Origin of the sequence: Streptomyces sp. NPDC050287, assembly GCF_044459385.1 — a bacterium.
In the GTDB taxonomy this organism is placed as follows: domain Bacteria; phylum Actinomycetota; class Actinomycetes; order Streptomycetales; family Streptomycetaceae; genus Streptomyces.
In genome coordinates, this window is sequence record NZ_JBITIY010000009.1 from 1 (window position 1) to 25,194 (window position 25,194).

21 protein-coding genes are annotated in these 25,194 nt (G+C 67.8%); 8 read left to right on the forward strand and 13 right to left on the reverse strand.

The features are described from left to right. Window positions 1–135: 135 nt before the first annotated feature. From ACIBK3_RS29805 to thyX, 3 genes are all read right to left on the reverse strand, one after another. Window positions 136–1,821, reverse strand: coding sequence for a ribonuclease J (locus ACIBK3_RS29805; RefSeq protein ID WP_399370509.1), 1,686 nt, complete (start codon window positions 1,819–1,821; stop codon window positions 136–138). Window positions 1,822–1,974: 153 nt separating this feature from the next. After that, window positions 1,975–2,874, reverse strand: a complete 900-nt coding sequence (gene dapA, locus ACIBK3_RS29810) for a 4-hydroxy-tetrahydrodipicolinate synthase (protein WP_399370510.1) — start codon at window positions 2,872–2,874, stop codon at window positions 1,975–1,977. Window positions 2,875–3,096: 222 nt separating this feature from the next. Next, complete coding sequence (gene thyX / locus ACIBK3_RS29815; RefSeq protein ID WP_399370511.1) at window positions 3,097–4,746, reverse strand: FAD-dependent thymidylate synthase; 1,650 nt, start codon at window positions 4,744–4,746, stop codon at window positions 3,097–3,099. A 190-nt stretch (window positions 4,747–4,936) separates the two neighbouring features. On the opposite strand from thyX, the gene ACIBK3_RS29820 reads away from it, so the two are divergent. Next, window positions 4,937–5,176 carry a hypothetical protein gene (locus tag ACIBK3_RS29820; protein WP_399370512.1) on the forward strand — a complete coding sequence of 80 codons (240 nt, stop codon included), beginning with the start codon at window positions 4,937–4,939 and terminating at the stop codon, window positions 5,174–5,176. 100 nt (window positions 5,177–5,276) lie between these two features. Further along, a complete protein-coding gene (locus ACIBK3_RS29825; RefSeq protein ID WP_399370513.1) occupies window positions 5,277–5,831 on the forward strand; it encodes a hypothetical protein in 555 nt (184 codons plus the stop codon). Window positions 5,832–5,916: 85 nt separating this feature from the next. On the opposite strand, the gene ACIBK3_RS29830 is transcribed toward ACIBK3_RS29825, so the two are convergent. The 5 genes from ACIBK3_RS29830 to rpsO form a co-directional block, all read right to left on the reverse strand. Next, entirely contained in the window at window positions 5,917–6,369 is a 453-nt protein-coding gene (locus ACIBK3_RS29830) for a hypothetical protein (RefSeq protein ID WP_399370514.1), read from the reverse strand. Further along, window positions 6,369–7,121 carry a 4-hydroxy-tetrahydrodipicolinate reductase gene (gene dapB / locus ACIBK3_RS29835; protein WP_399370515.1) on the reverse strand — a complete coding sequence of 251 codons (753 nt, stop codon included), beginning with the start codon at window positions 7,119–7,121 and terminating at the stop codon, window positions 6,369–6,371. Before dapB ends, ACIBK3_RS29830 begins: the two co-directional genes overlap by 1 nt. Window positions 7,122–7,145: 24 nt before the next feature. After that, window positions 7,146–8,525, reverse strand: a complete 1,380-nt coding sequence (locus ACIBK3_RS29840; RefSeq protein WP_399370516.1) for a M16 family metallopeptidase — start codon at window positions 8,523–8,525, stop codon at window positions 7,146–7,148. Next, window positions 8,522–10,738: a polyribonucleotide nucleotidyltransferase gene (locus tag ACIBK3_RS29845; RefSeq protein WP_399370517.1), complete on the reverse strand. Its 2,217-nt coding sequence runs from the start codon at window positions 10,736–10,738 to the stop codon at window positions 8,522–8,524. Before ACIBK3_RS29845 ends, ACIBK3_RS29840 begins: the two co-directional genes overlap by 4 nt. A gap of 396 nt (window positions 10,739–11,134) precedes the next feature. Continuing rightward, a complete protein-coding gene (rpsO, locus tag ACIBK3_RS29850; RefSeq protein ID WP_399370518.1) occupies window positions 11,135–11,422 on the reverse strand; it encodes a 30S ribosomal protein S15 in 288 nt (95 codons plus the stop codon). A gap of 267 nt (window positions 11,423–11,689) precedes the next feature. Between rpsO and ACIBK3_RS29855 the strand changes: the two genes are divergently transcribed. After that, window positions 11,690–11,992 carry a DUF397 domain-containing protein gene (locus ACIBK3_RS29855; protein WP_399370519.1) on the forward strand — a complete coding sequence of 101 codons (303 nt, stop codon included), beginning with the start codon at window positions 11,690–11,692 and terminating at the stop codon, window positions 11,990–11,992. Between the two features lie 94 nt (window positions 11,993–12,086). On the opposite strand, the gene ACIBK3_RS29860 is transcribed toward ACIBK3_RS29855, so the two are convergent. Both ACIBK3_RS29860 and eccD read right to left on the reverse strand, forming a co-directional pair. Beyond that, the gene (locus ACIBK3_RS29860; RefSeq protein ID WP_399370520.1) at window positions 12,087–12,209 is read right to left on the reverse strand and encodes a hypothetical protein; all 123 of its coding nucleotides are present in this window, start codon (window positions 12,207–12,209) and stop codon (window positions 12,087–12,089) included. Between the two features lie 207 nt (window positions 12,210–12,416). After that, window positions 12,417–13,928 carry a type VII secretion integral membrane protein EccD gene (gene eccD / locus ACIBK3_RS29865; RefSeq protein ID WP_399370521.1) on the reverse strand — a complete coding sequence of 504 codons (1,512 nt, stop codon included), beginning with the start codon at window positions 13,926–13,928 and terminating at the stop codon, window positions 12,417–12,419. Window positions 13,929–14,243: 315 nt separating this feature from the next. On the opposite strand from eccD, the gene eccCa reads away from it, so the two are divergent. The 5 genes from eccCa to ACIBK3_RS29890 all read left to right on the forward strand — a co-directional run bounded on the left by eccCa (window position 14,244) and on the right by ACIBK3_RS29890 (window position 22,944). Continuing rightward, window positions 14,244–18,212 carry a type VII secretion protein EccCa gene (gene eccCa, locus ACIBK3_RS29870; RefSeq protein ID WP_399370523.1) on the forward strand — a complete coding sequence of 1,323 codons (3,969 nt, stop codon included), beginning with the start codon at window positions 14,244–14,246 and terminating at the stop codon, window positions 18,210–18,212. A 200-nt stretch (window positions 18,213–18,412) separates the two neighbouring features. Next, window positions 18,413–18,868, forward strand: coding sequence for a hypothetical protein (locus ACIBK3_RS29875; RefSeq protein WP_399370524.1), 456 nt, complete (start codon window positions 18,413–18,415; stop codon window positions 18,866–18,868). Next, the gene (locus tag ACIBK3_RS29880; protein WP_399370525.1) at window positions 18,868–21,225 is read left to right on the forward strand and encodes a hypothetical protein; all 2,358 of its coding nucleotides are present in this window, start codon (window positions 18,868–18,870) and stop codon (window positions 21,223–21,225) included. Before ACIBK3_RS29875 ends, ACIBK3_RS29880 begins: the two co-directional genes overlap by 1 nt. A 10-nt stretch (window positions 21,226–21,235) precedes the next feature. Beyond that, entirely contained in the window at window positions 21,236–21,967 is a 732-nt protein-coding gene (locus tag ACIBK3_RS29885) for a hypothetical protein (RefSeq protein WP_399370526.1), read from the forward strand. A 557-nt stretch (window positions 21,968–22,524) separates the two neighbouring features. Continuing rightward, window positions 22,525–22,944 (forward strand): hypothetical protein, encoded by a 420-nt coding sequence (locus tag ACIBK3_RS29890; RefSeq protein ID WP_399370527.1) that lies wholly within the window; start codon window positions 22,525–22,527, stop codon window positions 22,942–22,944. A gap of 154 nt (window positions 22,945–23,098) precedes the next feature. Here ACIBK3_RS29890 and ACIBK3_RS29895 read toward each other — a convergent pair whose 3' ends face one another. The 3 genes from ACIBK3_RS29895 to ACIBK3_RS29905 form a co-directional block, all read right to left on the reverse strand. Then, the gene (locus ACIBK3_RS29895; protein ID WP_398655458.1) at window positions 23,099–23,401 is read right to left on the reverse strand and encodes a WXG100 family type VII secretion target; all 303 of its coding nucleotides are present in this window, start codon (window positions 23,399–23,401) and stop codon (window positions 23,099–23,101) included. 77 nt (window positions 23,402–23,478) lie between these two features. Further along, entirely contained in the window at window positions 23,479–23,817 is a 339-nt protein-coding gene (locus tag ACIBK3_RS29900; protein ID WP_030943405.1) for a WXG100 family type VII secretion target, read from the reverse strand. 103 nt (window positions 23,818–23,920) lie between these two features. Next, window positions 23,921–25,183 carry a S8 family serine peptidase gene (locus tag ACIBK3_RS29905; RefSeq protein ID WP_399370528.1) on the reverse strand — a complete coding sequence of 421 codons (1,263 nt, stop codon included), beginning with the start codon at window positions 25,181–25,183 and terminating at the stop codon, window positions 23,921–23,923. Between the last annotated feature and the right edge of the window lie 11 nt (window positions 25,184–25,194).

A 25,194-nucleotide genomic window follows, 5' to 3' on the forward strand; every position in this document is an offset into this window, starting at 1 on the left:
GCCCCCGCCCCCGCCCCCCCGGCGCGGGCCCCCCCCCCCCGGCCCCCCCCCCCCCCCCGCGCCCCCCCCCCCCCCCCCCCCCCCCCCCCCCCCCCCCCCGCTCGGGGTTCACGCGGACGTGTGTCCGACGGTCCGTCAGACCTCCACGACCACCGGGAGGATCATCGGCCTGCGTCGGTACTTGTCCGAGACCCACTTTCCGAGGGTCCGCCGCACCAGCTGCTGGAGCTGGTGGGGTTCGACCACGCCGTCCTGCGCCGAGCGCTCGAGCACCTCGGTGATCTTCGGGAGAACGTCCGCGAAGGCGGAGTCCTCGATGCCGGAGCCGCGGGCCTGGACGTGCGGTCCGCCCGTGATCTTCCCGGTCGAGGCGTCGATGACCATGAAGACCGAGATGATGCCCTCGTCGCCGAGGATCTTGCGGTCCTTCAGCGCCGGCTCGCCCACGTCACCGACCGAGAGGCCGTCGACGTACACGTAACCGGCCTGGACCTTGCCGGAGATCTTCGCCTTGCCCTCGACGAGGTCGACGACCACGCCGTCCTCGGCGATGACGATCCGGTCGTGCGGGACGCCGGTCAGGGCGCCCAATTCGGCGTTGGCCCGTAGGTGGCGCCATTCGCCGTGGACCGGCATCAGGTTCTTCGGGCGGCAGATGTTGTAGAAGTACAGCAGCTCGCCGGCCGAGGCGTGGCCCGAGACGTGGACCTTGGCGTTGCCCTTGTGGACGACGTGTGCGCCCCAGCGGGTCAGGCCGTTGATCACGCGGTAGACCGCGTTCTCGTTGCCGGGGATCAGCGACGAGGCGAGGATCACCGTGTCGCCGTTGACGATGCGGATCTGGTGGTCGCGGTTGGCCATGCGGGACAGGGCCGCCATCGGTTCGCCCTGGGAGCCCGTGCAGACCAGGACGATCTCGTGGTCCGGGAGGTCGTCGAGGGTCTTGACGTCGACGACCAGGCCCGGCGGGACCTTCAGATAGCCCAGGTCACGGGCGATGCCCATGTTGCGGACCATCGAGCGGCCGACGAAGGCGACCCGACGGCCGTACTCGTGGGCCGCGTCCAGGATCTGCTGGATGCGGTGGACGTGGCTGGCGAAGCTCGCCACGATGATCCGCTTGCGGGCGTTGGCGAAGACCGTGCGCAGGACGTTGGAGATGTCCCGCTCGGGCGGGACGAAGCCCGGGACCTCGGCGTTCGTCGAGTCGGCCAGGAGGAGGTCGATGCCCTCCTCGCTGAGACGTGCGAACGCGTGCAGGTCCGTCAGGCGGTTGTCCAGCGGGAGCTGGTCCATCTTGAAGTCGCCCGTGTGGACGACCATGCCGGCCGGCGTACGGATGGCGACGGCCAGGGCGTCCGGGATGGAGTGGTTGACCGCGACGAACTCGCAGTCGAAGGGGCCGATCCGCTCTCGGTGCCCCTCCGCCACCTCAAGGGTGTACGGACGGATCCGGTGCTCCTGGAGCTTCGCCTCGATCAGGGCGAGGGTCAGCTTGGAGCCGATCAGCGGGATGTCCGGCTTCTCGCGCAGGAGGTAGGGGACGCCGCCGATGTGGTCTTCGTGACCATGGGTGAGGACGATGCCCTCGATGTCGTCGAGGCGGTCCCGGATGGACGAGAAGTCCGGCAGGATCAGGTCGATTCCGGGCTGCTCCTCCTCGGGGAAGAGCACGCCGCAGTCGACGATCAGCAGGCGGCCTCCGTACTCGAAGACCGTCATGTTTCGGCCGATCTCGCCGAGGCCGCCGAGCGGGGTGACCCGTAGGCCCCCTTCGAGGAGCGGCGGGGGCGGCGCGAGTTCAGGATGCGGATGACTCAAAAGACTCTCCTCACCACACGCGCCACGTACCGGTGGGGCACGTGGCGCGCGTGACGTTCGTGCAGAAGCAGTTGTCGTGTGGACGCAGGCACCGGTGGCCTGCCTATTCAGTTGTGGAGTCCGCGTACGCGTCGAAACGCGCGAAGTCTGGTGTCAGAGCTGTACCCCGCCGGCGGCAAGATCGATCTTGAGCTGCTCGATCTCTTCGGGCGTGAGCTCCACCATCGGGGCGCGCAGCGGTCCGGCGGGCAGGCCCTGGAGGGCGAGCGCGGCCTTCGTCGTCATGACGCCCTGGGTGCGGAACATGCCCGTGTAGACGGGGAGCAGCTTCTGGTGGATCTCGGTTGCCTTCTGGACGTCGCCGGCCATGTACGCCTCGACCAGCGCGCGCAGTTCCGGGGTGACCACGTGGCCGACGACCGAGACGAAGCCGACCGCGCCCACGGAGAGCAGGGGCAGGTTCAGCATGTCGTCGCCGGAGTACCAGGCCAGGCCGGAGCGTGCGATGGCCCAGCTGGCGCGGCCGAGGTCGCCCTTGGCGTCCTTGTTGGCGACGATACGCGGGTGCTCGGCGAGGCGGACGAGCGTCTCGGTGTTGATCGGGACGCCGCTGCGGCCGGGGATGTCGTAGAGCATGACCGGCAGTTCGGTGGTGTCGGCGATGGCGGTGAAGTGCCGGTACAGACCGTCCTGCGGGGGCTTGTTGTAGTACGGCGTGACGAGCAGGAGTCCGTGTGCGCCCACCTGCTCGGCCGCGCGGGCGAGCTCGATGCTGTGGCGGGTGTCGTTGGTGCCGACGCCGGCGACGACGTGGGCGCGGTCGCCGACGGCCTCCAGGACGGCCCGTACGAGATCCGATTTCTCCGCGTCGCTCGTGGTGGGCGACTCGCCGGTGGTGCCGTTGATGATCAGGCCGTCGTTGCCTGCGTCCACCAGGTGGGTGGCGAGCCGCTGTGCGCCGTCGAGGTCGAGTGCGCCGTCCGCCGTGAAGGGCGTGACCATGGCGGTGAGGACCCGCCCGAAGGGGGTCTGCGGAGTGGAGGTCGGAGCCATGGGTAACACGCTACTCGTTGCTCAAGGTGGGGTCTGCCCTCGGGGGAGGCGGCAAGTCGTGACAAATGCGGAGCCCGGCACTGCCTGCTCGGGGGTTCAGGCAGTGCCGGGTCCGTTTGATCAGGCTAGATGAACTTCCCTAAATGCCGCAATACGGACACTTCGCTCGGCTGACCCGTACATCTGTGCTCTGCGGGGGAAATACCGGGGAAAGGGGCCGTGTTACGGCGCCACTCGGCCGTTCGCATTGAAGGCGGCGTACGTGAGCGGCATGAGCTTGGCCCACTCGGCCTCCATCTTCTCCCCGACCATCTCGATCTCCCGCTGCGGGAAGGACGGGACCTTCGCCAGCTCGTGCTGGGTGCGCAGGCCGAGGAAGTGCATCAGCGAGCGGGCGTTGCAAGTGGCGTACATCGAGGAGAACAGGCCGACCGGAAGCACCGCGCGGGCGACCTCGCGGGCGACGCCGGCGGCGAGCATCTCCTGGTACCGCTCGTACGCCTGGATGTACGACTCCTGCATCGAGCGTTCCACGATCGCCTGCTGCGCCTCGGTGCCCGGCACGAACTCGTACTTGCCCGGGCGTCCCTGCTGGACGAGCTTGCGGTCCTCTCCGGGGACGTAGAAGACCGGCTGCAGTTCCCGGTAGCGGCCCGACTCCTCGTTGTAGGAGTTGTGGACGACGACGCCGTTCGCCAGGAAGTTGTGCCAGGGGCCTTCCACGGTGAGGTCGTACGTCATCTCCTCACCGTCCTCCTCGATGGACACGATCGGGTCCGGCACGGCCATGGCGATCTTCCCGGCGCTGCGCGCGAGCTGCTGCTCCTGGGCGCTCCTGGATGCGTGGCAGGGCTCACAGGCGGGCGCCAGGTTTCGCTCGTCGAGCGCGCGGGTGAGGTCCTCTGCCACGGGAACCACGTGATCGAGCGCGAGCTGTTCCCGGGGGAATGCCTCTCCGCACAGGTGGCAGGTGTCGGTCTCGCCGATCAGGCGGTCGCGCTGCATCGAGGTCCACACGCCCATCCCGCGGCGAAGGCTCGGAGGAACCGGCCCCTCCGCGGGGCGATGCGCCGAACCCTCGGCCATCACCGCGTCCCCCACCGCGAGCTCGCCGGCCTTTCGCCAGCCCTCCGGGGTGAGCACGGCATGATCGACGGTGCAGCGCAGGACCTTGCCGTCAGCAGTGGTGATCTTGATCAGCGCTTTGACGCCCGACTCGACGACGTCGAGGATCTGGGCGCTCCGGGCCGTCAGCGTCTCCTCGTCGTAGCAGCGGACGTGGTTGCGCCGGACGGATTCCAGCTTGCGCAGCCTGGTCGAGGGGTGCTGCTCCCGGAATTCCGCGACGGCGGAGTCGGCCGCCTCACGGTTGTCGTACAGCCCGAGGTAATGGCTGGTCTCCCCCTGGCGGACCTGCGCCATCCACCTCTGCGCGCGGGCATGCCAGGTCACCCCGCCTGCCGAATGCGGCAACCGGTCCTCCACGCCCAGGTGCCACAGCTCGTAGAGGTCCTTGATCGAACGGCGCCGCAGCCCGCCCGCCTCACTCTCCAGCGTGATCTCCGAGTCGCCGGCCAGACACCAGCCCACGCGGTGTCGCATGAACTCGCGGAAGACGAAGATCGGGGCGCTGACGAAGAAGGTCATCGAGTTGTGCTCGAAGGGACTGCCGTGCCGGTCCCGCATCAGATAGTTGATCAGGCCCTTGGAGCGCTCGGGGTCCTTGCCCAGCTCGTCCAGGGACTGCTCGCCGAGGGTGGAGACCCGGGCGGCGAAGAGCACGTCGGCGTCGGAAGCGGTGTGCTTGACCAGCTCGACGGTGACGTCACTGCGGAAGCTGGGCTTCAGGTCGTCGGCGGGGGTGTCGGTCACGGCGGGGAGGGTCCTTCCATCACTTCTCTCGGGCGGCGCCCACTCTACGGCCCGGCACTGACATCGGGGCGTTCGGTGCCGGGACGCGACAACTTCTGTGAATTCGGGGCAAGCGGGCACCATTTGCGGCACCCGATCGTCTGTATGGACGACAGTGATCCGTTCGATCCCAGAAGGGAGAAGCGACCCGATGTTCCGTCGGCGCGAACCCGTACCGTTCGCCTTCCTCGCCGAATCCGACAGGTTCCGCAGCAATGTCACTCCCCCGCCCCGCGAGCGGGTCTCCGCCGGGCAGATAGCCGGGCGCTGGCTCCTGGGGCTGACGATCGTCGCCGGGCTGGCGGGCTCCCTGGTGCTCGGGATGCCGGCGCTGTCCCAGAACCACTCGCCGGCGCAGACGCAGCAGTCCCAGGCATCCCAGGGGCACTGAGCCGGGACTGGCTCCTTCCGGACCCCCGGAGGTGGTGAGCGGGGACACAGGTGGATAACCTCACCGGGCACAGCCCACATGGATCGAGTGAGGACCAGCCGTGCCCCTGCCCTTCCTGACAGCCGACCGCGCGTTCGAGGCGGCGGAGGACGTCGCGCTGCCCTTCGACGACCGCGACCGCTGGCGGCGCCCCTACCGGCCCGGCCCGTGGCGCGTGGGCACGGCCGCGATCCTGCTGCTGCTCGCCTCGTACGTGCTGTTCGCGGCGGTCATCATCGCCCTGACCGGCTCGGTGTCGGAGGCCGGGGTCGTCTTCGGTATCGCCGCAGCCGTGATCGTCGGCGCGCTGCGGCTGCTGCGCGTGGGGGTCTGGGTGAGCGCCCAGGGGATTCGCCAGGTGGGTTTTCTCCGCACGCGCACTGTCGCGTGGGAGCGGATCGTCGCCGTACGGACGGTGCAGCAGCCGGTGCGCTGGCTCGGGTTGCCGCGCGCCGTGCAGGGGCAGGCCCTGACGCTCGTACGACGGGATCGTGGGGCGGAGGACGCGCCTGCGCTGCTGACTACGCACAGCGCGGACTTCCTGGCGCGGCCCGGTTCGTTCGACCGGGCCGCGGACGCCGTGGAGGCCTGGGCGGACGAGTACCGGCGGGGCTGACCCTCCCGGCAGCGGCAGCGGCGAAGGGGTCGGTCCGCAGTTGCGTGCGGGTCGGCCCCTTCGTGGTGCGGCTGAGCGGGCGGGATCAGGTCGGGACCGGCTTGCCGTCGTGCAGGGCTATCGCTCGTTGCATCGCCTTGCGGGCACGCGGGGTGTCGCGGGCGTCGTGGTAGGCGACGGCGAGGCGGAACCAGCTGCGCCAGTCGTCCGGGGCCGCCTCCGTCTCGGCCTTGCGCTTGGCGAAGACCTCGTCGGCCGAGTCGCGGTCGATACGGCCGCCGGGGGTGCGCTTGAGCTCGTCGACGGGCAGGCCGCCCTCGGCGTCGAGTTCGGCGGCGAGCCGGCCCGCCTTGCGGGCGAACTGGGTGTTCTTCCAGAGGAACCACAGGCCGATGACCGGCAGGATCAGCACCGCCACCCCGAAGGTGACGGTCAGGAGCGTGCCCGCCTGGATGAGCAGGACGCCGCGGCTGCCCACCAGCAGGAAGTAGAAGACCAGGACGACGGCCGTGACGCCGTAGGAGAGCTTGGCTCGCATCAGCCGAGATCCAGGAAGTGTTCCAGGCCGAAGGTGAGGCCCGGGGTGGTCACCACGCGGCGGGCGCCGAGCAGGATGCCCGGCATGAAGCTGCTGTGGTGCAGGGAGTCGTGGCGGACGGTGAGGGTCTCGCCCTCGCCGCCCAGCAGGACTTCCTGGTGGGCGAGCAGGCCGCGCAGGCGGATGGCGTGCACGGGGACGCCGTCCACGCTGGCTCCCCGCGCGCCGTCCAGAGCGGTGACCGTGGCGTCCGGCGCCGGTGCGGAGCCGGCTGTGCGGCGGGCCTCGGCGATGAGCTGGGCGGTGCGGGTGGCGGTGCCGGACGGGGCGTCCACCTTGTTCGGGTGGTGCAGCTCGACGACCTCGACGGACTCGAAGTACGGCGCGGCGATCTGCGCGAACCTCATGGTCAGGACCGCCCCGATGGAGAAGTTGGGCGCGATGAGCACGCCCGTCTGAGGGGACCGGGCGAGCCAGTTCCTCAGCTGTGCGAGGCGTTCGTCGGTCCAGCCCGTCGTGCCGACGACCGCGTGGATGCCGTGCCGCACGCAGAAGTCGAGGTTGTCCATCACCGAGGCCGGCGTGGTCAGCTCGACTGCGACCTGGGCGCCGGTCTCGGCCAGCGTCTCCAGCTTGTCGCCCCTGCCCAGGGCGGCGACCAGTTCCATGTCCTCGGCGGCCTGGACCGCCCGTACCGCCTCGGAACCGATGCGGCCCCCGGCACCGAGGACCGCCACGCGCAGCTTGCTCATCTTCTTGCTTCCTTACCGAGGGGGTTAGGCGACGGCCTCGTGCAGACGGGCCGCCTGCTTGTCCTTCAGCGGGCCGATGACGGACAGCGAGGGCCGCCGTCCCAGAATCTCGTCGGCGACCGAGCGGACGTCGTCCGGGGTGACCGAGGCTATCCGGGCCAGCATGTCGTCGACCGACATCTGGTCGCCCCAGCACAGCTCGCTCTTGCCGATACGGTTCATCAGCGCGCCGGTGTCCTCCAGGCCGAGGACCGTCGAGCCCTGGAGCTGGCCGATGGCGCGGCCGATCTCGTCGTCCGAGAGGCCGTGCGCCGCGACCTGGTCGAGTTCGTCGCGGCAGATCTTCAGCACGTCGTGCACCTGGCTCGGGCGGCAGCCCGCGTACACGCCGAAGAGGCCGCAGTCGGCGAAGCCGGAGGTGTACGAGTACACGCTGTAGGCCAGTCCGCGCTTCTCGCGGACCTCCTGGAACAGCCTCGACGACATTCCGCCGCCGAGGGCCGTGTTGAGCACGCCCAGCGCCCAGCGGCGCTCGTCCGTGCGGGGCAGGCCCGGCATGCCGAGGACGACATGCGCCTGTTCGGTCTTGCGGCTGATCAGCTCGACGCGGCCGGCGGTGCGCAGGGCGCGGCGTCCGTCGCGGGGGGCGATGGGCGTGGCGTCGAGGTTCTTGAGGGCGCCCGCCTTCTCGAAGGCGGCGCGGACCTGTCGTACGACCTTGTTGTGGTCGATGTTGCCGGCGGCCGCGACCACGAGGTGGGTCGGGTCGTAGTGCTTCTTGTAGAAGCGGCGGATGCGGTCGGCGGTGAGGGCGTTGACGGTGTCGACCGTGCCGAGGACGGGGCGGCCGAGGGGGTTGTCGCCGAACATGGTGTGCGCGAACAGGTCGTGCACGCAGTCGCCCGGGTCGTCCTCGGTCATGGCGATCTCTTCGAGGATCGCGCCCCGCTCGACGTTGACGTCCTCTTCGAGGATCAGGGAGCCCGTCAGCATGTCGCAGACGACGTCGATGGCCAGCGGCAGGTCGGTGTCGAGCACGCGCGCGTAGTAGCACGTGTACTCCTTCGCCGTGAACGCGTTCATCTCGCCGCCGACCGCGTCGAGGGCGGAGGAGATGTCCAGGGCGCTGCGCTTCGCGGTGCCCTTGAAGAGCAGGTGCTCCAGGTAGTGGGTGGCGCCGTTCAGGGCCGGCGTCTCGTCACGCGAGCCTACGTGGGCCCAGATGCCGAAGGTCGCCGAGCGGACCGACGGCAGGGTTTCGGTGACGATGCGCAGGCCGCCGGGGAGAGTGGTCTTGCGGACGACGCCGATGCCGTTGGTGCCCTTGATCAGGGTTTGGGTACGGGCGACGGCCCGCGCCTCCGAGGAGGTGCGGGCCGTCGCCGTGGAGCTGTTCGACGTCACTGGTCGGTGTCGTCCTTCTTCTCATCGTCGCCTTCGCCCTCGATCACGGGGATCAGGGAGAGCTTGCCGCGGGAGTCGATCTCGGCGATCTCGACCTGGACCTTGGAGCCCACACCGAGCACGTCCTCGACGTTCTCCACGCGCTTGCCGCCGGCGAGCTTGCGGATCTGCGAGATGTGCAGCAGACCGTCCTTGCCCGGGAGCAGCGACACGAACGCGCCGAAGGTGGTCGTCTTCACGACCGTGCCCAGGTAGCGCTCGCCGACCTCCGGCATCGTCGGGTTGGCGATGCCGTTGATCGTCGTACGGGCGGCCTCGGCGGAGGGACCGTCGACGGCGCCGATGTAGATGGTGCCGTCGTCTTCGATGGTGATGTCCGCGCCGGTGTCCTCCTGGATCTGGTTGATCATCTTGCCCTTGGGGCCGATGACCTCGCCGATCTTGTCCACGGGGATCTTGACGGTGATGATCCGCGGGGCGTTGGGGGACATCTCGTCCGGCGTGTCGATCGCTTCCATCATCACGTCGAGGATGTGGAGGCGGGCGTCACGGGCCTGCTTGAGGGCGGCGGCCAGGACGGAGGCCGGGATGCCGTCCAGCTTGGTGTCGAGCTGGAGGGCGGTGACGAACTCCTTGGTGCCCGCGACCTTGAAGTCCATGTCGCCGAAGGCGTCCTCCGCACCGAGGATGTCGGTGAGGGTGACGTAGTGCGTCTCGCCCTCGATCTCCTGGGAGATCAGGCCCATGGCGATACCGGCGACGGGGGCCTTGAGCGGCACACCGGCGTTCAGCAGCGACATGGTGGAGGCGCAGACCGAGCCCATGGAGGTCGAGCCGTTCGAGCTGAGCGCCTCGGACACCTGACGGATCGCGTAGGGGAACTCCTCGCGGGTCGGCAGGACCGGCACCAGGGCGCGCTCGGCGAGAGCGCCGTGGCCGATCTCGCGGCGCTTCGGGGAGCCGACGCGGCCGGTCTCGCCGGTGGAGTACGGCGGGAAGTTGTAATTGTGCATGTAGCGCTTGCGGGTCACCGGGGAGAGGGTGTCCAGCTGCTGCTCCATGCGGAGCATGTTCAGGGTGGTGACGCCCAGGATCTGGGTCTCGCCACGCTCGAACACGGCCGAGCCGTGGACGCGCGGGATGGCCTCGACCTCGGCGGCGAGCGTACGGATGTCCGTCACGCCACGGCCGTCGATGCGCTTCTTCTCCTTGATCACGCGCTCGCGGACCAGCTGCTTGGTGAGCGAGCGGTACGCGGCGGAGATCTCCTTCTCGCGGCCCTCGAACTCCGGCAGGAGCTTCTCGGCGGCGAGCGCCTTGACGCGGTCCAGCTCGGCCTCGCGCTCCTGCTTGCCCGCGATGGTCAGCGCGGAGGCGAGCTCCGGGCGGACGGCGGCGGAGAGCGCCTCCAGGACGTCGTCCTGGTAGTCGAGGAAGATCGGGAACTCGCCGGTGGGCTTGGCGGCCTTCGACGCGAGGTCGGCCTGGGCCTTGCAGAGCACCTTGATGAAGGGCTTCGCGGCTTCCAGACCGGCGGCGACGACCTCCTCGGTCGGCGCCTCGGCGCCGCCCTTGACCAGCTGGATGGTCTTCTCGGTGGCCTCGGCCTCGACCATCATGATCGCGACGTCGCCGTCCTCCAGGGTGCGGCCCGCGACGACCATGTCGAAGACGGCGTCCTCGAGCTCGGTGTGCGTCGGGAACGCGACCCACTGGCCGTTGATCAGCGCGACGCGGACGCCGCCGATCGGGCCGGAGAAGGGCAGACCGGCCAGCTGCGTGGACGCGGAGGCGGCGTTGATCGCCACGACGTCGTACAGGTGGTCGGGGTTGAGCGCCATGATCGTGGCGACGACCTGGATCTCGTTGCGCAGGCCCTTCTTGAAGGACGGGCGCAGCGGGCGGTCGATCAGGCGGCAGGTGAGGATCGCGTCCTCGGAGGGACGGCCCTCACGGCGGAAGAAGCTGCCGGGGATCTTGCCGGCGGCGTACATCCGCTCCTCGACGTCCACCGTGAGGGGGAAGAAGTCGAGCTGGTCCTTGGGGTTCTTGGAGGCGGTGGTGGCCGACAGCACCATGGTGTCGTCGTCCAGGTACGCCACGGCGGAGCCGGCGGCCTGCTTGGCCAGGCGGCCGGTCTCGAAGCGGATGGTGCGGGTGCCGAAGGAACCGTTGTCGATCACGGCCTCGGCGTAGTGGGTCTCGTTCTCCACTAGCGTTTTCTCCGATACTTGTCGTCTTTCGCCCCTCCTGCCCGTGTGGCAGGGGGACGGTTGCGGAGAAGCGCTCCGTCTGGTGCGGGCCGGTCTTCGATCGAAGCCCTCGGGGCTCAGTTCGCCCGGGGGCCACTACCGAGGACCGGCGGCGGCGAGGTGCGCTTCTCCTCGTTCTGTCTCGTGCTGTCTCGTGCGGACTTCCGTGTCCGACGGAGGCTCCGTGTCCTACGGAGTTCCCTGTCGTACGGAGGTGTACGTCGTACTGAGTCGTACGTCGTGCGGTTTGCGTTGTCCTAACACACTACAAAGCGTGAGTGACACTCCGCACGTTGCGCACGTACGGCAAAGGGAGCGGCCCCCGATCGTTTCGGGAACCGCTCCCCTCACGGCGTCTTACTTGGCGCCCGCCGCACCGCGGCGGATGCCGAGGCGGTCGACCAGCGCACGGAAGCGCTGGATGTCCTTCTTGGCGAGGTACTGCAGCAGCCGGCGGCGCTGGCCGACCAGGATCAGCAGACCACGACGGGAGTGGTGGTCGTGCTTGTGGGTCTTGAGGTGCTCCGTCAGGTCGGAGATCCGACGGGACAGCAGAGCGACCTGGACCTCGGGGGAGCCGGTGTCGCCCTCCTTGGTACCGAAGTCGGACATGATCTGCTTCTTCGTAGCGGCGTCGAGCGACACGCGTACTCCTCGTAGTCTGTGAGTGCCACCGAGTGCCCCCGGTCCACATCGCGGGGGAGCTTCCGTTACTCGGGAGGCGGGGATCCGCTGGGCGCGTCCTCCAGAGCGGGGCTCCGGGGGTGCGTACACAAACGGCCGTCATCAGGGTACCAGCCACGGGTGGGCCCCTTCGCCCAGGTCGCCGAAGCCCCTGGGCAGGGCGGACGGCGCCACTAGGCTGAACCGTCGGAGTCGATGGTACGGACGTCGGAAAGGGGTCGCTGCGGCATGGCGGAGACGGCAGAGGAGATCAAGGCGCGCAAGGAGCGGGAGAGGGACGAGCTGTACGCCCTCGACATCTCCGGCGTCGAGTGGCAGAGCGCGCCGGGAACCGAGGAGCACGAGGAGCGGGTCGAGATCGCGTACCTCCCCGGTGGAGCCGTGGCCATGCGCTCCTCACTCGACCCGGACACCGTGCTTCGGTACACGGAGGCGGAGTGGCGGGCGTTCGTGCTGGGGGCCCGGGACGGGGAGTTCGATCTGGAGCCGGCGCCTGAGCCGGCGGACACCGGGGAGCGCGTGGCGGAGTGACGTGCGGGCGGGGCGGGGAACCGGTGGGTTTGCCGCCCCGCCCGCCTCTGTCGACCCTCAGTGAGTCCGTCGCCGTAGCGCCCCGCGAACGCCGTTACCGCCCCGCGAACGCCGTCCGCTCCGCGGCGCTCTCGATGCCCGGGGCCAGCCAGATCCAGGGCTTGCCGTCCTTCATGGAGGGGCAGACCGCCTCCTTGGCGCCGAAGCGCCGCACCACGGGCGACGGGCCCGGGGGCGGCGGCCGGCGCGGCTGACAGCGTCCTACGGCGCTTCCCGCGCTGCTGGTCCGCCGCCAGTGTGGACTGGGTGTACACGGAAGGAGGCGGGCCGCAGCTCACGCGCGAAGATCCCTTCCGTCAGTGCCGGTGGCGTCCCCTCGCTGCCGGGGCCACCGGGGACATGCGCCGCTGCCGCTGCCACCCGGTCAGCTCGTCATCGCGCGGGCTGTCGCGTACACGTCGAAGACGGCCAGGGCGAGCGGCACGAGGGTGAGCAGCACGAAGCCCTCGGCGATCTCCAGGAAGCGGCCCCAGAACGGGGTGAGGCCGCCGCGGGAGAGGGTCAGCCCGATGGCGGTGACGAGCGCGGCCGCCACCGCGATCGCCGCGACGAGCCAGACGGTCCGGATGTCGAGGCCGGTGCTGTCGCCCTGGAGGGCCTCATGGATCAGCGTGCGCGGCGGGTCGAGTGCCAGCCCGAGGCCGAGGAGTACGAGAGAGGCGAGGCCGGCGGCCAGCACGGGGGCCACCTGGGCGGTGTAGCGGAAGAGGTGGGCGCGCATCAGCAGGGCCACGCCGGTCGCGAGGGCGAGCAGCTGGGCCCAGACGTCGGAGGAGAACCCGAGGACCGCCGAGGCGCCGACCGCGATCAGGGCGCAGCCGCCGACCAGGCCGACCAGGAGTTCGTGGCCGCGGCGGGCCTTGGCGGCGACGCGTTCGGCGTCGACCGGCTCGTGGGGCGTGGGATCGGTGGCGTACGCGCTGCGCGGGGCGGTGTCCGGGGCGTCGAAACCGATCGGGAGCCGGGCGAAGCGCATCGACAGGCCCGGCAGGAAGGCCAGGCCACCGACGGCGATCGGGGCGCACAGGGCGCCGATCTCGGACGGCGTCCAGTCGACGAGGATTCCCACGAACACCGCCAGCAGGCCGATGGCGGAGGCGACGACGAAGGCGACGAACGGCCCGTCCCCGCTCGGTGCGCACAGGGCGAGCAGAACCGCGGCCAGCAGCACCGCCGCGCAGGCGAGGAGGAACTGGAGTTTGCCGATGCCCTGTCCGTCGGTGAGCGGAAGCAGCCCGGAGCCGGCTACCCCGATGTTGGGCAGCGCGCCCAGGCCCAGGGCGATGGCCGAGGCCCGGTCGTCGTAGATACGGGCCCGTACGCACGCGAGGACGACGAGGAGGACGCCGGCGACCGCGGCGAGGATGCCGGGCAGGCTGTTCATGTCGTGGCGCGGGTCGCCCATCCACGCCACGAAGGCCAGCAGGACCGGCAGGACGCCGCCCCCGACGAGGCCCGCGGCGCGCGTCAACTCGCCGCTCCACAAAGTGCGTTCGCTCGTCACGGCCGCGGCGACCGCTTCGGAGACGTCGTCGAACACGGCGGGCGGCAGCGACTCGGAGAAGGGCCGCAGCGTGAGGAGTTCGCCGTCGAGGATGCGCTGGGCGGCGAACGAGCGGGAGCTGTCGAGGACGGTGCCGTCCCTGCGTACCAGGTGGTAGCCGACGGGGGCGCCCTCGGCGGGGCTCTGCTGGGAGAGCCTGAGGATCTCCGGATAGACGTCGGCGACCGGGATGTCGTCGGGCAGCGCCACGTCGATCCGGCTGTCGGGTGCGACGATCGTGACGCGGCAGAAACCGAGTCCCGTGCCCGCACCCGAAGGAGACCCCGTCCCGGGCGCTCCTCCGGTGGCTGCCGCGGAGGCCGTCATGCTCACCTGCTGCTCCCCCTCAGTGATGATCCCGCGTCTGCGGTGTGAAAATCCTGCGCCGCTTTCCCCGTCGTCCGCGACCGGCACTGCCGAGCGGGCGCGGGGAGGGCGCCGTCGTACCGTCAACGGGACTCCGCACCTCGCCAGATGGCGCGGAATGCCCTGATCGTCCGGCCCAACTCGCGTGTGCTCACGCGAACATCCGGCACCCTATCGCCCCCTCGTCCGCGGGGAAGTCAGTAGGATCGCGCGGCGGCCTGCGTCCGCCTGACACGGGGCGGCGGACGGGACTCACGGGCCGGCCAAGAGAATGGGTGAGCAGTGAGCCACATCGTCGTGAAGCGCCCGCCTCGGGCGCTGCCGTCCGAGGTGCCCACGCAGGAGATCGTCCTGCAGCCTCCGCCCGAACTGCCGCGCGGACACCAGGAGAGCGTGCTGATGCAACTCCTGCCGACGCTCGGCATGGGTGGCTCGGTCGTCTTCTTCTTCACGAGCGGACAGCCGTTCATGAGGATCATGGGCATGGTGATGATCGCATCGACGATCGCCATGTCCATCGCGATGGTGGTCCGCTTCCGCCGCGGCTCCCAGGGGCAGTTGGCGGACATGCGCCGCGATTACCTGAGTTACCTGGCGCAGACCCGGCGGGCGGCCGTCGACACGGCGAAGGCACAGCGGGACGCCCAGTACTTCCTCCATCCCTCCCCCGAGCAGCTGTGGGCGCTGGTCGCCGAGGGCAGCCGGGTGTGGGAACGGCGTACCGGCGACGAGGACTTCGCACAGGTCCGCATCGGCCTGGGCGCGCAGGCGCTCGCCACCGCGGTCCTCGCTCCGGAGACCGCCCCGGTGGAGCAGCTGGAGCCGCTGACGGCGGGCGCGATGCAGCGTTTCCTCGCCGTCCACGGCACCCTGGACGACCTGCCGATGGCTATCTCGCTGCGCGCCTTCTATCACGTCACGATCAGCGGCGACCCGCAGTCCGTACGGTCCTCCGCCCGGGCGGTGACCGGCTCGCTCGCCGCCCTGCACTCCCCCGAGGACCTGGTCCTGGTGATCGCCGCGGGCCGTGAGGCGCTGCCCCACTGGGAATGGGCCAAGTGGCTGCCGCACGTCCAGACGCCCGGTGCCGTGGACGGCGCGGGCAGTCGCCGGCTGATCGACAGCGACACCCGGGAGCTGGAGAACCTGCTCGCGTCCCGGCTGACCGGCCGCCCGCGCTTCCATCCGAACGCGGCGCCCCTGCCGGAGGAACCGCACATCGTCGTCGTACTCGACGGTCTCTCCCTGCCACCGGACTCGGTGCTGGCCAATCCGGAAGGGCTGCAGGGCGTCACCGTTCTGGAGGTCGTTCCCGGCGAGCTGACCGCGGGAGGCGGCGAACTCTCCATCGTCGTCCAACCGGACGCGCTGCACCTGGAGTCGGGGCACGGCGTCGTCTACGAGGGGACACCCGACACCCTTTCCTACGAGTCCGCGGAGGCCCTCGCCCGGCAGCTGGCCCCGCTGCGGATGGCCTCGGGCGGGGACGACGGCGAACCGCTCCTCGCCAACCTGGACTTCACCGATCTGCTGAACCTCGGTGACGCGGCGTCCGTGGACACCAAGCGCACCTGGCGGCCCCGGTCGCTCGCCGAGCGGCTGCGGGTGCCGATCGGTCTCGGTGAGGACGGCCGGCCCGTGATGCTGGACCTCAAGGAGGCCGCACAGGAGGGCATGGGCCCGCACGGGCTGTGCGTGGGCGCCACCGGTTCCGGCAAGTCGGAGCTGCTGCGCACGCTGGTGCTGGGTCTGGCGGTGACGCACTCCTCGGAGACGCTGAACTTCGTCCTGGCGGACTTCAAGGGCGGCGCGACCTTCGCGGGCATGGCGCAGATGCCGCACGTGGCGGCCGTCATCACCAACCTCGCCGACGACCTCACCCTCGTCGACCGCATGGGCGACTCCATCCGCGGCGAGCTCAACCGCCGCCAGGAGATGCTGCGCGACGCGGGCAACTACGCCAATATCCACGACTACGAGAAGGCGCGCGCCGCCGGTGCCCCGCTGCAGCCGATCCCGACCCTGGTCCTGGTGATCGACGAGTTCAGCGAACTGCTCACCGCGAAGCCGGACTTCATCGAGATGTTCGTGCAGATCGGCCGCATCGGCCGCTCGCTCGGTGTGCACCTGCTGCTGGCCTCGCAGCGGCTGGAGGAGGGCCGCCTGCGCGGACTGGAGACGTACCTGTCGTACCGGATCGGTCTGCGGACGTTCTCGGCCGCCGAGTCGCGTGCCGCGCTGGGCGTGCCCGACGCCTACGAGCTGCCGAACGTGCCCGGTTCCGGAATCCTGAAGTTCGGCACGGACGAGATGGTGCGGTTCAAGGCGGCGTACGTCTCCGGTGTGTACCGCTCGGGTACGCAGCGGGGGGTGACGGGCGACGGACCGCTGCCCGTGGACCGGCGGCCGGTGCTGTTCACGGCGGCCGAGGTCCCCGTGCAGTACGTGCCGGTGCCGCAGCAGCGTTCCGCGGCGGAACCCGAGGTCGACGAGGCGCTCGCGGACACCGTGCTGGACGTGATCGTGCGGCGCCTGGAGGCACAGGGCCCGTCGGCACACCAGGTGTGGCTGCCGCCGCTGGACAGCCCGCCCTCACTGGACAGCCTCCTGCCCGGCCTGGCCGCCGTGCAGGGCCGCGGCCTCACCCAGCCCGGTTACGAGGGCGCCGGCCGTCTGGTCGTACCCATCGGCCTGGTGGACAAGCCGTACGAGCAGCGCCGCGACCCCCTCTGGCTCGACTTCTCCGGCGCCGCCGGCCACATGCAGATCGTCGGCGGCCCGCAGTCCGGCAAGTCGACGCTGCTGCGCACGATCATCTCGTCGTTCGCGCTCACCCACACGCCGTACGAGGTCCAGTTCTACGGCCTCGACTTCGGCGGTGGCGGCATGTCGGCGGTCGCCGGGCTGCCGCACGTGGGCGGGGTGGCGTCGCGACTCGATCCGGAGAGGGTGCGGCGCACGGTCGCCGAGGTGTACGGCGTGCTCACCCGCCGCGAGGAGTACTTCCGCTCGGCCGGCATCCCGTCGATCGCGGACTTCCGCACCCGCAGGGCGCGCGGCGACATCTCGGTCACCGACCAGCCCTGGGGTGACGTCTTCCTCGTCATCGACGGCTGGGGCAACTTCCGCACGGAGTACGAGTCACTGGACCCGGTCGTCCTCGACATCGCCGCGCGCGGCCTGGGTTACGGCATCCACGTGATCCTCACCGCGTCGCGGTCGATGGAGGTCCGCTCCAGCCTCAAGGACCACCTGATGAACCGCCTGGAGCTGCGGCTCGGCGACACCATGGACTCCGAGCTGGACCGCAAGGTCGCCGCGAACGTCCCCACGGGGGTGCCCGGCCGAGGCCAGTCCCCGCAGAAGCTGCACTTCATGGGCGCCGTACCGCGCATCGACGGCCTCACCTCCGACACCGACCTCTCCGACGCCACGCAGGCCCTGTCCACCGAGGTGTCCCGCCACTGGCAGGCACCCCCGGCCCCCGAGGTCCGGCTCCTGCCGCGCGAGTTCCCGGCACACGAGCTGCCTCCGGGCGACCGCTTCCCGCGCCGCGGTGTCGCCTTCGCGCTCGACGAGGACAACCTCGAACCGGTCTTCGTCGACTTCGAGCAGGACCCGTTCTTCCTCGTCTTCGGCGAAAGCGAGTCCGGCAAGTCGAACTTGCTGCGGTTGCTGGTCAAGCAGCTGACGGAACGCTATTCGGGCAACGAGGCCAAGCTGTTCGTCATCGACAACCGGCGCTCGCTGCTGGACGCGACACCCGCGTCCCACCTCGCCGAGTACATCCCGATGTCCAACTCCATGGACCACCACATGGCCGCCCTGGCCGACCTGATGCAACGGCGGACACCGACAGCCGACGTGACAGCACAGCAGCTTCGGGACCGCAGCTGGTGGCGTGGCCCGACGGTGTACGTCGTCGTCGACGACTACGACCTCGTCTCCACGTCCAGCGGCAACCCGCTGGCCGGTCTCACGGAACTCCTCCCGTTCGCCCGGGACGTGGGCGTCCGCTTCATCATCGCCCGCTCCACCGCGGGCGCGGGCCGCGCCTCCTACGAGCCGTTCATGCAGCGCATGAAGGAACTCGGCGCCCAGGGCGTGGTCCTCGCCGGCGACCCCAGCGAGGGCGACCTGCTCGGCGGGGTCCGGCCGCGGGCGATGCCTGCGGGGCGGGGGGTCTTTGTGTCCCGACGGCGGGGGAAGCCGTTGGTGCAGGTGGGGGTGGTGGAGGAGGGGGGGTACTGAGACATTTCTGTGTGGGCCGTGTGGACGTTTCATTCGCTGCGCGGATGCGGGGGCGGTTATGGAACCGAGCTGATCCGATCCGCCACGTCAACATGGTAGTGAGGTCACTCGAAACGCGTAAACGGGTCGGCCGGTTAGTACTTTGACGGAGTTCCGCCTGAAGGGCGGGCTTCACGGGGACACGGGGAGAGGGCGCACGCATGGCATGGGATGAATGGGAGCAGCTCAAGGGTGAGGCACTGGAGCGTCAACAGAGTTCAGCCCACATGCAGCTCAACCAGCTTCCGACGGACCAGGGCGGTGGCCAACAAGGGGACCTTCGCGTCAACCAGAGCGACCTCGCGGCGGTCGGCAACGCTGCCTATGAACTGCATCGTGACTTCGAGCGCTACAGCGACCATGCTCGCGTTGCATCCCAAAAGGCGGCCGAAGGCATGAAGAAGCAGGGCTTCAAGACCCTTGGGGGCGCCCTGGATCATGTGGCGGAACGCTGGATCGACCAGGTCCGATCCCTCCTCGATGCTACGGCCCACATCTCAAATCACCTCGACTACACCAAGGGTGCGCATGCCGGCGACGAGGTCTATATCGCTGGCACCATCAGCAGCATCTCCACGCTGGACGAAGGCTTCGACCACAGGGCAGGAACGCACTGATGGATCTCGACACGCTTCGGTTCGGTGACTTCTCTCAGCTCGGCGAGGCCATCACCGACTGGGAACAGATGGTCAAGGACCTGGCCACGCTCAAGAATGACGCTGAGCGCAATCTCAAGGCCAAAGCCGACAAGGCTCGTTGGGCCGGTGTCAACGCCACGGTGACCCGCGAGTTCGTCGACAAGACAGCGAACGAGTTCGGCGACGCGCATACCCAGGCGAACTCCATCGCGAAGATCCTCAAGGACACCCGCGGAGAACTCGTCGGCTACCGCACTCAACTCAACGACGCCATCGAGCGGTGCCACGCGAAACACCTGACCGTGGCGGACACAGGCGAAGGCACGTTCGTTGTTTCTGGGAACACCCGCCCCGACTGGGCGTCCGATCCAAGTGGTGAAACCGGCGCAGTCGATCAAAAGGAAGTCGACGCCTTTCGCGCCGAGATCGAAGGCATCCTCAGCAAGGCCACCGAGAGTGAGGACACAGCCGCGAAGGTCCTCAAGCTTCTCGTCGACCAAGCCAAGAACGGCTTCTCCGACGCCAACTACAAGGACCGGGACTCCGCTGCCGGGGCCCTGAAGGCCGCGGAGGAGGCGGCCAAGATCCTCAAGAAGGATCCCGGAGAGCTCAGCAACACCGAACTGAACTCGCTGAACACCACTCTGGCCAAGTACCGGAACGACCCGTTGTTCGCCGAGAAACTAGCCACCGATGCGGGTCCCAAGCGCACCCTCGAGTTCTACGCGAGCGTCGTCGACGACGCCCAGTTCTATGTCAACCCACGGTCCCGCCAAGGCCTCTCCGACGAGCAGAAGGAGCGTGTGAAGCTGGTCGAGGGCCTTGAGAAGCAGCTCGGCACAACGCTCGCGACCGCCAGCCATTCGAACAGCGACGACATGCGCCAATGGAAGACTGACGTCATCCAGCTCGGCGGTACGAACGTGCGGCCTAACGGGGAGAACCCCGTCTACGGCTTCCAGGTCATGAGCAACCTCATGCGCAACGGCTCGTACGAAACGGACTTCCTGCACGACTACGGCAACCACCTGATCGACTACGAGAAGAAGCACACGTCCGACGAGTACGGGGGGCTTCAGCGCAACGTCACACGCGAGAACGTGCTCCCGTGGGACCACTCCGGCCGTTACGAACAGCTCCATTACGGCGATGCGAATGATGCGGGGCGGGACCCGATGACCGGGTTCATGGAGGCGCTCGGGCACAACTCCGACGCCTCCACGGACTTCTTCAACGAGGGCGACAACTTCACATACCTCGCTGACGACCGAGAGTGGCCCCACGACTTCGCCGACAGTGGCGCGAAGACGACCGCGGGCTACGACTCGCTCGGGCACGCACTCGAATCCGCGACGACCGGGGCTGCGTACGACTCCGACCCGCCCGCACTGCATCGTGACGGGGAGACCGCCAAGGTCGCCGAGAAGGTCGTCGAGCTGTACGGACGCGACGCCGAGTACAAGGACGACAAGCAGACCGGCCTCAGTGGCGCTCAGCTCATGGACAAGCAGAAAGGCATCGGGGACAGCCTCGGCAAGATCGGATCGGCGTACATCGACGACATGAACTGGGCGATGGACGGCAATGCCGGCAAGTCGCTCTACGCCATGAACAACGGAGAGCGCACTTCCCTCGGCGAGCGGGCGCACTTCGATACCGAAGGGCTCGGCGTCGGCAAGTTCATCAGCACCCTCGGACAGGACCCAGCAGCCTATGCGGAGTTGGGGGCCGCGCAGCAGGCGTACACGACGTCCTTGGTCGACAAATACCCGCCGACGATGGGGGCCGACGGCGATCTGAACTCGTTCCAGGCCGAGACTGCGATCAGGCACGGGGCGGAGGTTCAGGGCATCCTCGACAAGTCGCGCGTCGAAGAGATCAAGGCTCACGGGCAGGCCCTGGACGAGGCCTACAACAAGGCGATCGACGACAGTGTTGCGCGCCAGAAGATGATCGCCGGCGCCGTCACTGGTGGCCTGTTCTCCCTCGTTCCCGAGCCTGGCAGCGGGCTGGCGGCGACCGTGGTTCCGATCGTGAGCGACCAGACCAACGGCGTCGTCGACGGGCTCATCGAGAAGAATCTGGACGAGTATGCGGAAGCGCAACACAGGGACAACTCCGAGCAGTACCACGCTGACGGAAATCACGTATTCGAGAATGGCTACAAGGCGTCCTGGCAGCCAGGACATTCGGTTCTGGAGAGGGTCGACAGGGATCCCTCCTGGGGTCGCGGTGAATACCAGAGACTCAGCGAGGCCCTGACGAGTGCTTACTCTCAGGGTTACACATCCGGAAGTCAGACCCAAGAGAACGTTGGTCAACTCCCTACCCCCTAAGGCCGAAACCATGACGTTTATCTCCAGGAAGCCCACACTTTCATCATCAGCTTTCCTCCTGGCCTTGATGGTTAGCGGATGCTCGTCGGATTCCACCCCGAAAGCGGACCTAAGCCCCTCGCAGCAGGGAATGCGAGCCACACAACTCTGCAATGATCTCCTCGACACTGAGGGCGGGGCAGCCCTGGAGGAAATTACCGATTCCCAGTACTTCACGGAAACACGTGGGACTGGCGACCAACAAGTGAACAAACTGCCTCAAGCGGCGACTAAACTCCGCGCCACGGCATCTTTCGAAAGACGTAGCAAGAAGATCAACCTCTGCTTGCCGAACGCTACAGGTGAATCTGCCGCTAATAATCTGGCCATTTCAGCTCAATGGCTTCGGACTACCTCTAAGGATTACAGCTGGCAGAGTAGTGATGACATCACAACCTTCGACATCTCCGGCACCGGAGATAAAGATGTGAAACTGCCGTACGCATACGCGGGGAAAAAATTCGCAGGATTCGATTTCCGGTGCCCTGTGGGGCCCGGCAGCAACGAGGCGACTGTACTCGCTGTGGAGATACTGGGTTCCTTGAACTCCATGACAACCAATCAAGCCGAAAAGTCTCCGGAACTCCTCACGCACATTGCGCATACAGTCGCGGTCAAGCTGGCGAAGGAGTTGGACTGCTTCAGCGAGAGCCGCATCCCGGAGGCGCTGGGTACACTCAAGAAATTCCCGCCGGCGGGCTGATGAGAATCTGGGCCAGAGACAGCGATGAAACCTCATCGCTGCGAACAAAGCCTCCCCCAATCACTCACGCCATTCAATGCCCGGCGATACAGCGGTCGCATCTCGTAGTTTCGCGGCCATCTTCGTACCGTGCAACTCCGCTGGAGAGGCTCCAGGCGGACAACACAATCTCAGCGTTTCTAGAGAGTTGAAGCAGGCAGGGACTCCGCCAATGCCGCAGCGCGCGATGAGTTGATCAAGCTGGCAAGGAATGCCGCCTCGTACGCCCACGTCAAGGCGAAGTGCGATATGTCGCCCAAGCTTGACGGATAACGTAATGATTGCGTCCTTTGCTATGAACAAAGCCGTCGCCGCCCATAGCCGCCCTTCTGGTGCGCCAGACCCAGATCTGACATCACGTGAGAGGGACACTGTATGTTCCGCCCCCAACTCGGCCGATCTGGGCGAGGGTCCAGAGTTTCGGCTTCCGCCGCCGTCCTCCTGGCCGGAGCGCTCGCTGTGTCTGCCTGCTCGAGCGGAGGCGGGGTGAGGAAAAGAAGTACACAGTCCCCAACGCGTTGTTTGGAATTCCGCAGGACTCTGACCTGCTGACCGCTTTCCTGCCGGGCGGCGATTCCGCCACCTCGAAGCCATTATCGCCCAACGGTGGGACCAAGCGGTGTGACGTGATCGTTGATGGCGATCTAGCCGTCCGGCAAATCCAGACTTGGTGGAGCGGTGGAGAGAGCGCGTCCAATGTGGCCGCTGCGTACGACAAGATGGACGATAGTCGAGTAACCGATGATGGTCGCTTTCTCTACTCCGGCACTGGCGCCGTGGGAAAGACCGCAACATCTTGCAAGTCCTCGGATCGCCCGGATCAGAGCCTGTACGCCGTGGTCCAGGTATTCGCCCCTGGCCGATCCGACTCCGACGCGATGAAGAAACTCATTGCTGCTTATACCAAGGCACTTGAGGACTCCAACGAGTGCCGCTGACTGCCATGCCCTGATTGGCGTCGCCCGTGCAGCCGGGCAGCCATCCACAGGCTGACTCGCCGCTTCTCCCTGGCGCGGTGCAGCCATGAAAGAACACCAGGGGTGGGCACCTCCCGTGCGCGCCCACCCCTGGTGTCGTGTGTTCCTCAGCAGCTCACTGGAAGTAGCTGGCCGCCTTGAGGTCGCCGCCTCGGTAGTCGCCGCTGGCCAGGGTGACCTTCTGGCCGATGCTGACCAGCGCCGTGTGGATGGCGGCGGCGTCGGTGTCCCATTCCTTCATCTTCTGGCCGAACGCGTTCGCAGCCTCACCCTCGAAGCCGGCGGCGGCGCGGACTACCGCGGACTTCAGGGCCTGGATGTCCTCTTCGAGCTTTTTGGCCTGGTTACCGAGTTCGGTGGTGATCGCGTCGAGACCGCCGTACTTCACAGCGAGTTCGTCATTGTGCACGTTGACCATGGTTCCTCATCTCTTCATGGGTTCGTCGCGGGCCTCGACGGCCCGGGGCGCATGCAATGCGTGGGTCCGCGGACCGTTCAGTAGCTGTTGAGGGCCGACTGAGAGCCGCCGTACTGGACATCGATGCCCTGCATGGTGGAGCGCACGGCGTCCTCGTTCTTGTTCTTGATCTTGCGGGTCTCGTTCAGGTTGTCCAGGAACCACGTGAGCAGCCCGCCGATGTGCTTGACGCGCTCGTTGATCTCGACCTGCTTGCTGTTGAAGGCGTTGGCGCCGATGCCGCGCCAGTTCGCCTCCATCGTGTCCAGGGTTCCCTGGAGGCGCGTGAGCTGGCCACGGATCGACTCGTACCGCTGAACCATTTCCTGTTCGAGCTTGATTACTTCGCCGTCGCTGAGCTTCTGCCCATCTGCCATTTGCCGGACTTCCCTTCATGGAGTTCGCTGTCGCTTACAAGGTGGTTACGAGCCGCTTGCTGAGTTGCGCGTCACTGAGGTGACGCGCTGATACGGGAAGCGGTCAGGCAGTTCGTCTCTTGCGTACCACGGCGAGAGTTCCGCCGCCGATGGCTACGACGAGGACTGCGCCGAGGATGACGTACAACTGGGTGTTGTCGTCGGAGGAGTTCGAGGTTGATGTTGCCGCCGCGTTGGTCCCGCCGGAAGGGTTTTTCCGCGCTTGTGACGAGGCAGGGGCGGAAGGGGAGGGGGACGAGACCAGGGCGCCCGGGCCGTTCTCCAAACTGAGGGGATCAGTATTGGGCGGGCCCGGATTGATATTGCTGTTCGTGAGCACCCTCTTGGGCCGGATCAGGCCGTAACCGAGGTAGTTGCTCGGCCGATCCTTCGGCCAGTCCCTGCCCGCGGTGTCGATCAGACTGCGGAGAACCTGGTTGGCCGTCCAGTTGGGGTGGGCGGACCAGATGAGGGCGGCGGAGGCGGAAGCAATGGCGGAAGCAAAGCTCGTACCGGCTTCATCGCAGTACGCGCGGAATGTTGCGTCGCACCACGCGGGTACTTTGAGGCCGGGAGCCGCCAGGTCGACGTACCTGCCGTGCTCCGAGAAGTTTCCGACCCTTCCGTTCTCGTCGGCGGCAGCCACCCCAACGACGTAGGGGTAGGCGGCGGGGTACCCGATGTCGTTCTTCTTCTCCGCCTCGTTTCCGACACTGGCGAACATCAGCTTGCCTTTGGACTGGGCATACTTGATCGCCGCCTCTTCATCGGCATACAGGTAGGGCGAGCCAAAGGACATGTTGATGATCTCGGCGTCGGTGTCGGCGGCAGCCTTGATGGCCTCAGCCGCATCCGGCGTCTTCTTTGTCTCCGCCTTGTCCTTGAGACCGTCGAGGCGGATCCGATAGGGCACAACCTTCGCCCCTGGAGCAACTCCCTTGAGGCCGCCACCTGCTCCTGTGCCGACGATCAGTTCCGCGATGCTGGTTCCATGGCCGTTGAAATCCTTGGTGGCGTGGTACGCGACTGACTTCGGTACTTCGTCGCCGAGTACCTGTCCCTTGAGGGAGGAGGTCTCGGGATTGACCCCTGAATCGATGACGGCGACCTTTACGCCCTTACCGGTACTCACCTTCCACAGACCCGTGGCGTCCATCGCGTCCAAGTACCACTGCTGCGACTGAACGTCGGCGGCAACCGCGCTCGAAGCCAGTCCCGAAGAAACGATGGCAAAAGCACCGAGCGCGGCGCATCCGGTGGAGATCCGTCTCCCTGCACGCCCTGCGAAAAACGCAGTCAATGTGCCGCCTGGGCTGGTTCCTGTCATGCTTCTGTAGA

What these genes read in the sequence shown, in the direction of transcription:
- dapA (WP_399370510.1), bottom strand. Translation starts at nt 2,874, where the DNA reads ATGGCTCCGACCTCCACTCCGCAGACCCCCTTCGGGCGGGTCCTCACC.
- ACIBK3_RS29820 (WP_399370512.1), top strand. Translation starts at nt 4,937, where the DNA reads ATGTTCCGTCGGCGCGAACCCGTACCGTTCGCCTTCCTCGCCGAATCC.
- ACIBK3_RS29830 (WP_399370514.1), bottom strand. Translation starts at nt 6,369, where the DNA reads ATGCGAGCCAAGCTCTCCTACGGCGTCACGGCCGTCGTCCTGGTCTTC.
- dapB (WP_399370515.1), bottom strand. Translation starts at nt 7,121, where the DNA reads ATGAGCAAGCTGCGCGTGGCGGTCCTCGGTGCCGGGGGCCGCATCGGT.
- ACIBK3_RS29855 (WP_399370519.1), top strand. Translation starts at nt 11,690, where the DNA reads ATGGCGGAGACGGCAGAGGAGATCAAGGCGCGCAAGGAGCGGGAGAGG.
- ACIBK3_RS29875 (WP_399370524.1), top strand. Translation starts at nt 18,413, where the DNA reads ATGGCATGGGATGAATGGGAGCAGCTCAAGGGTGAGGCACTGGAGCGT.
- ACIBK3_RS29880 (WP_399370525.1), top strand. Translation starts at nt 18,868, where the DNA reads ATGGATCTCGACACGCTTCGGTTCGGTGACTTCTCTCAGCTCGGCGAG.
- ACIBK3_RS29885 (WP_399370526.1), top strand. Translation starts at nt 21,236, where the DNA reads ATGACGTTTATCTCCAGGAAGCCCACACTTTCATCATCAGCTTTCCTC.
- ACIBK3_RS29895 (WP_398655458.1), bottom strand. Translation starts at nt 23,401, where the DNA reads ATGGTCAACGTGCACAATGACGAACTCGCTGTGAAGTACGGCGGTCTC.
- ACIBK3_RS29900 (WP_030943405.1), bottom strand. Translation starts at nt 23,817, where the DNA reads ATGGCAGATGGGCAGAAGCTCAGCGACGGCGAAGTAATCAAGCTCGAA.
- ACIBK3_RS29905 (WP_399370528.1), bottom strand. Translation starts at nt 25,183, where the DNA reads ATGACAGGAACCAGCCCAGGCGGCACATTGACTGCGTTTTTCGCAGGG.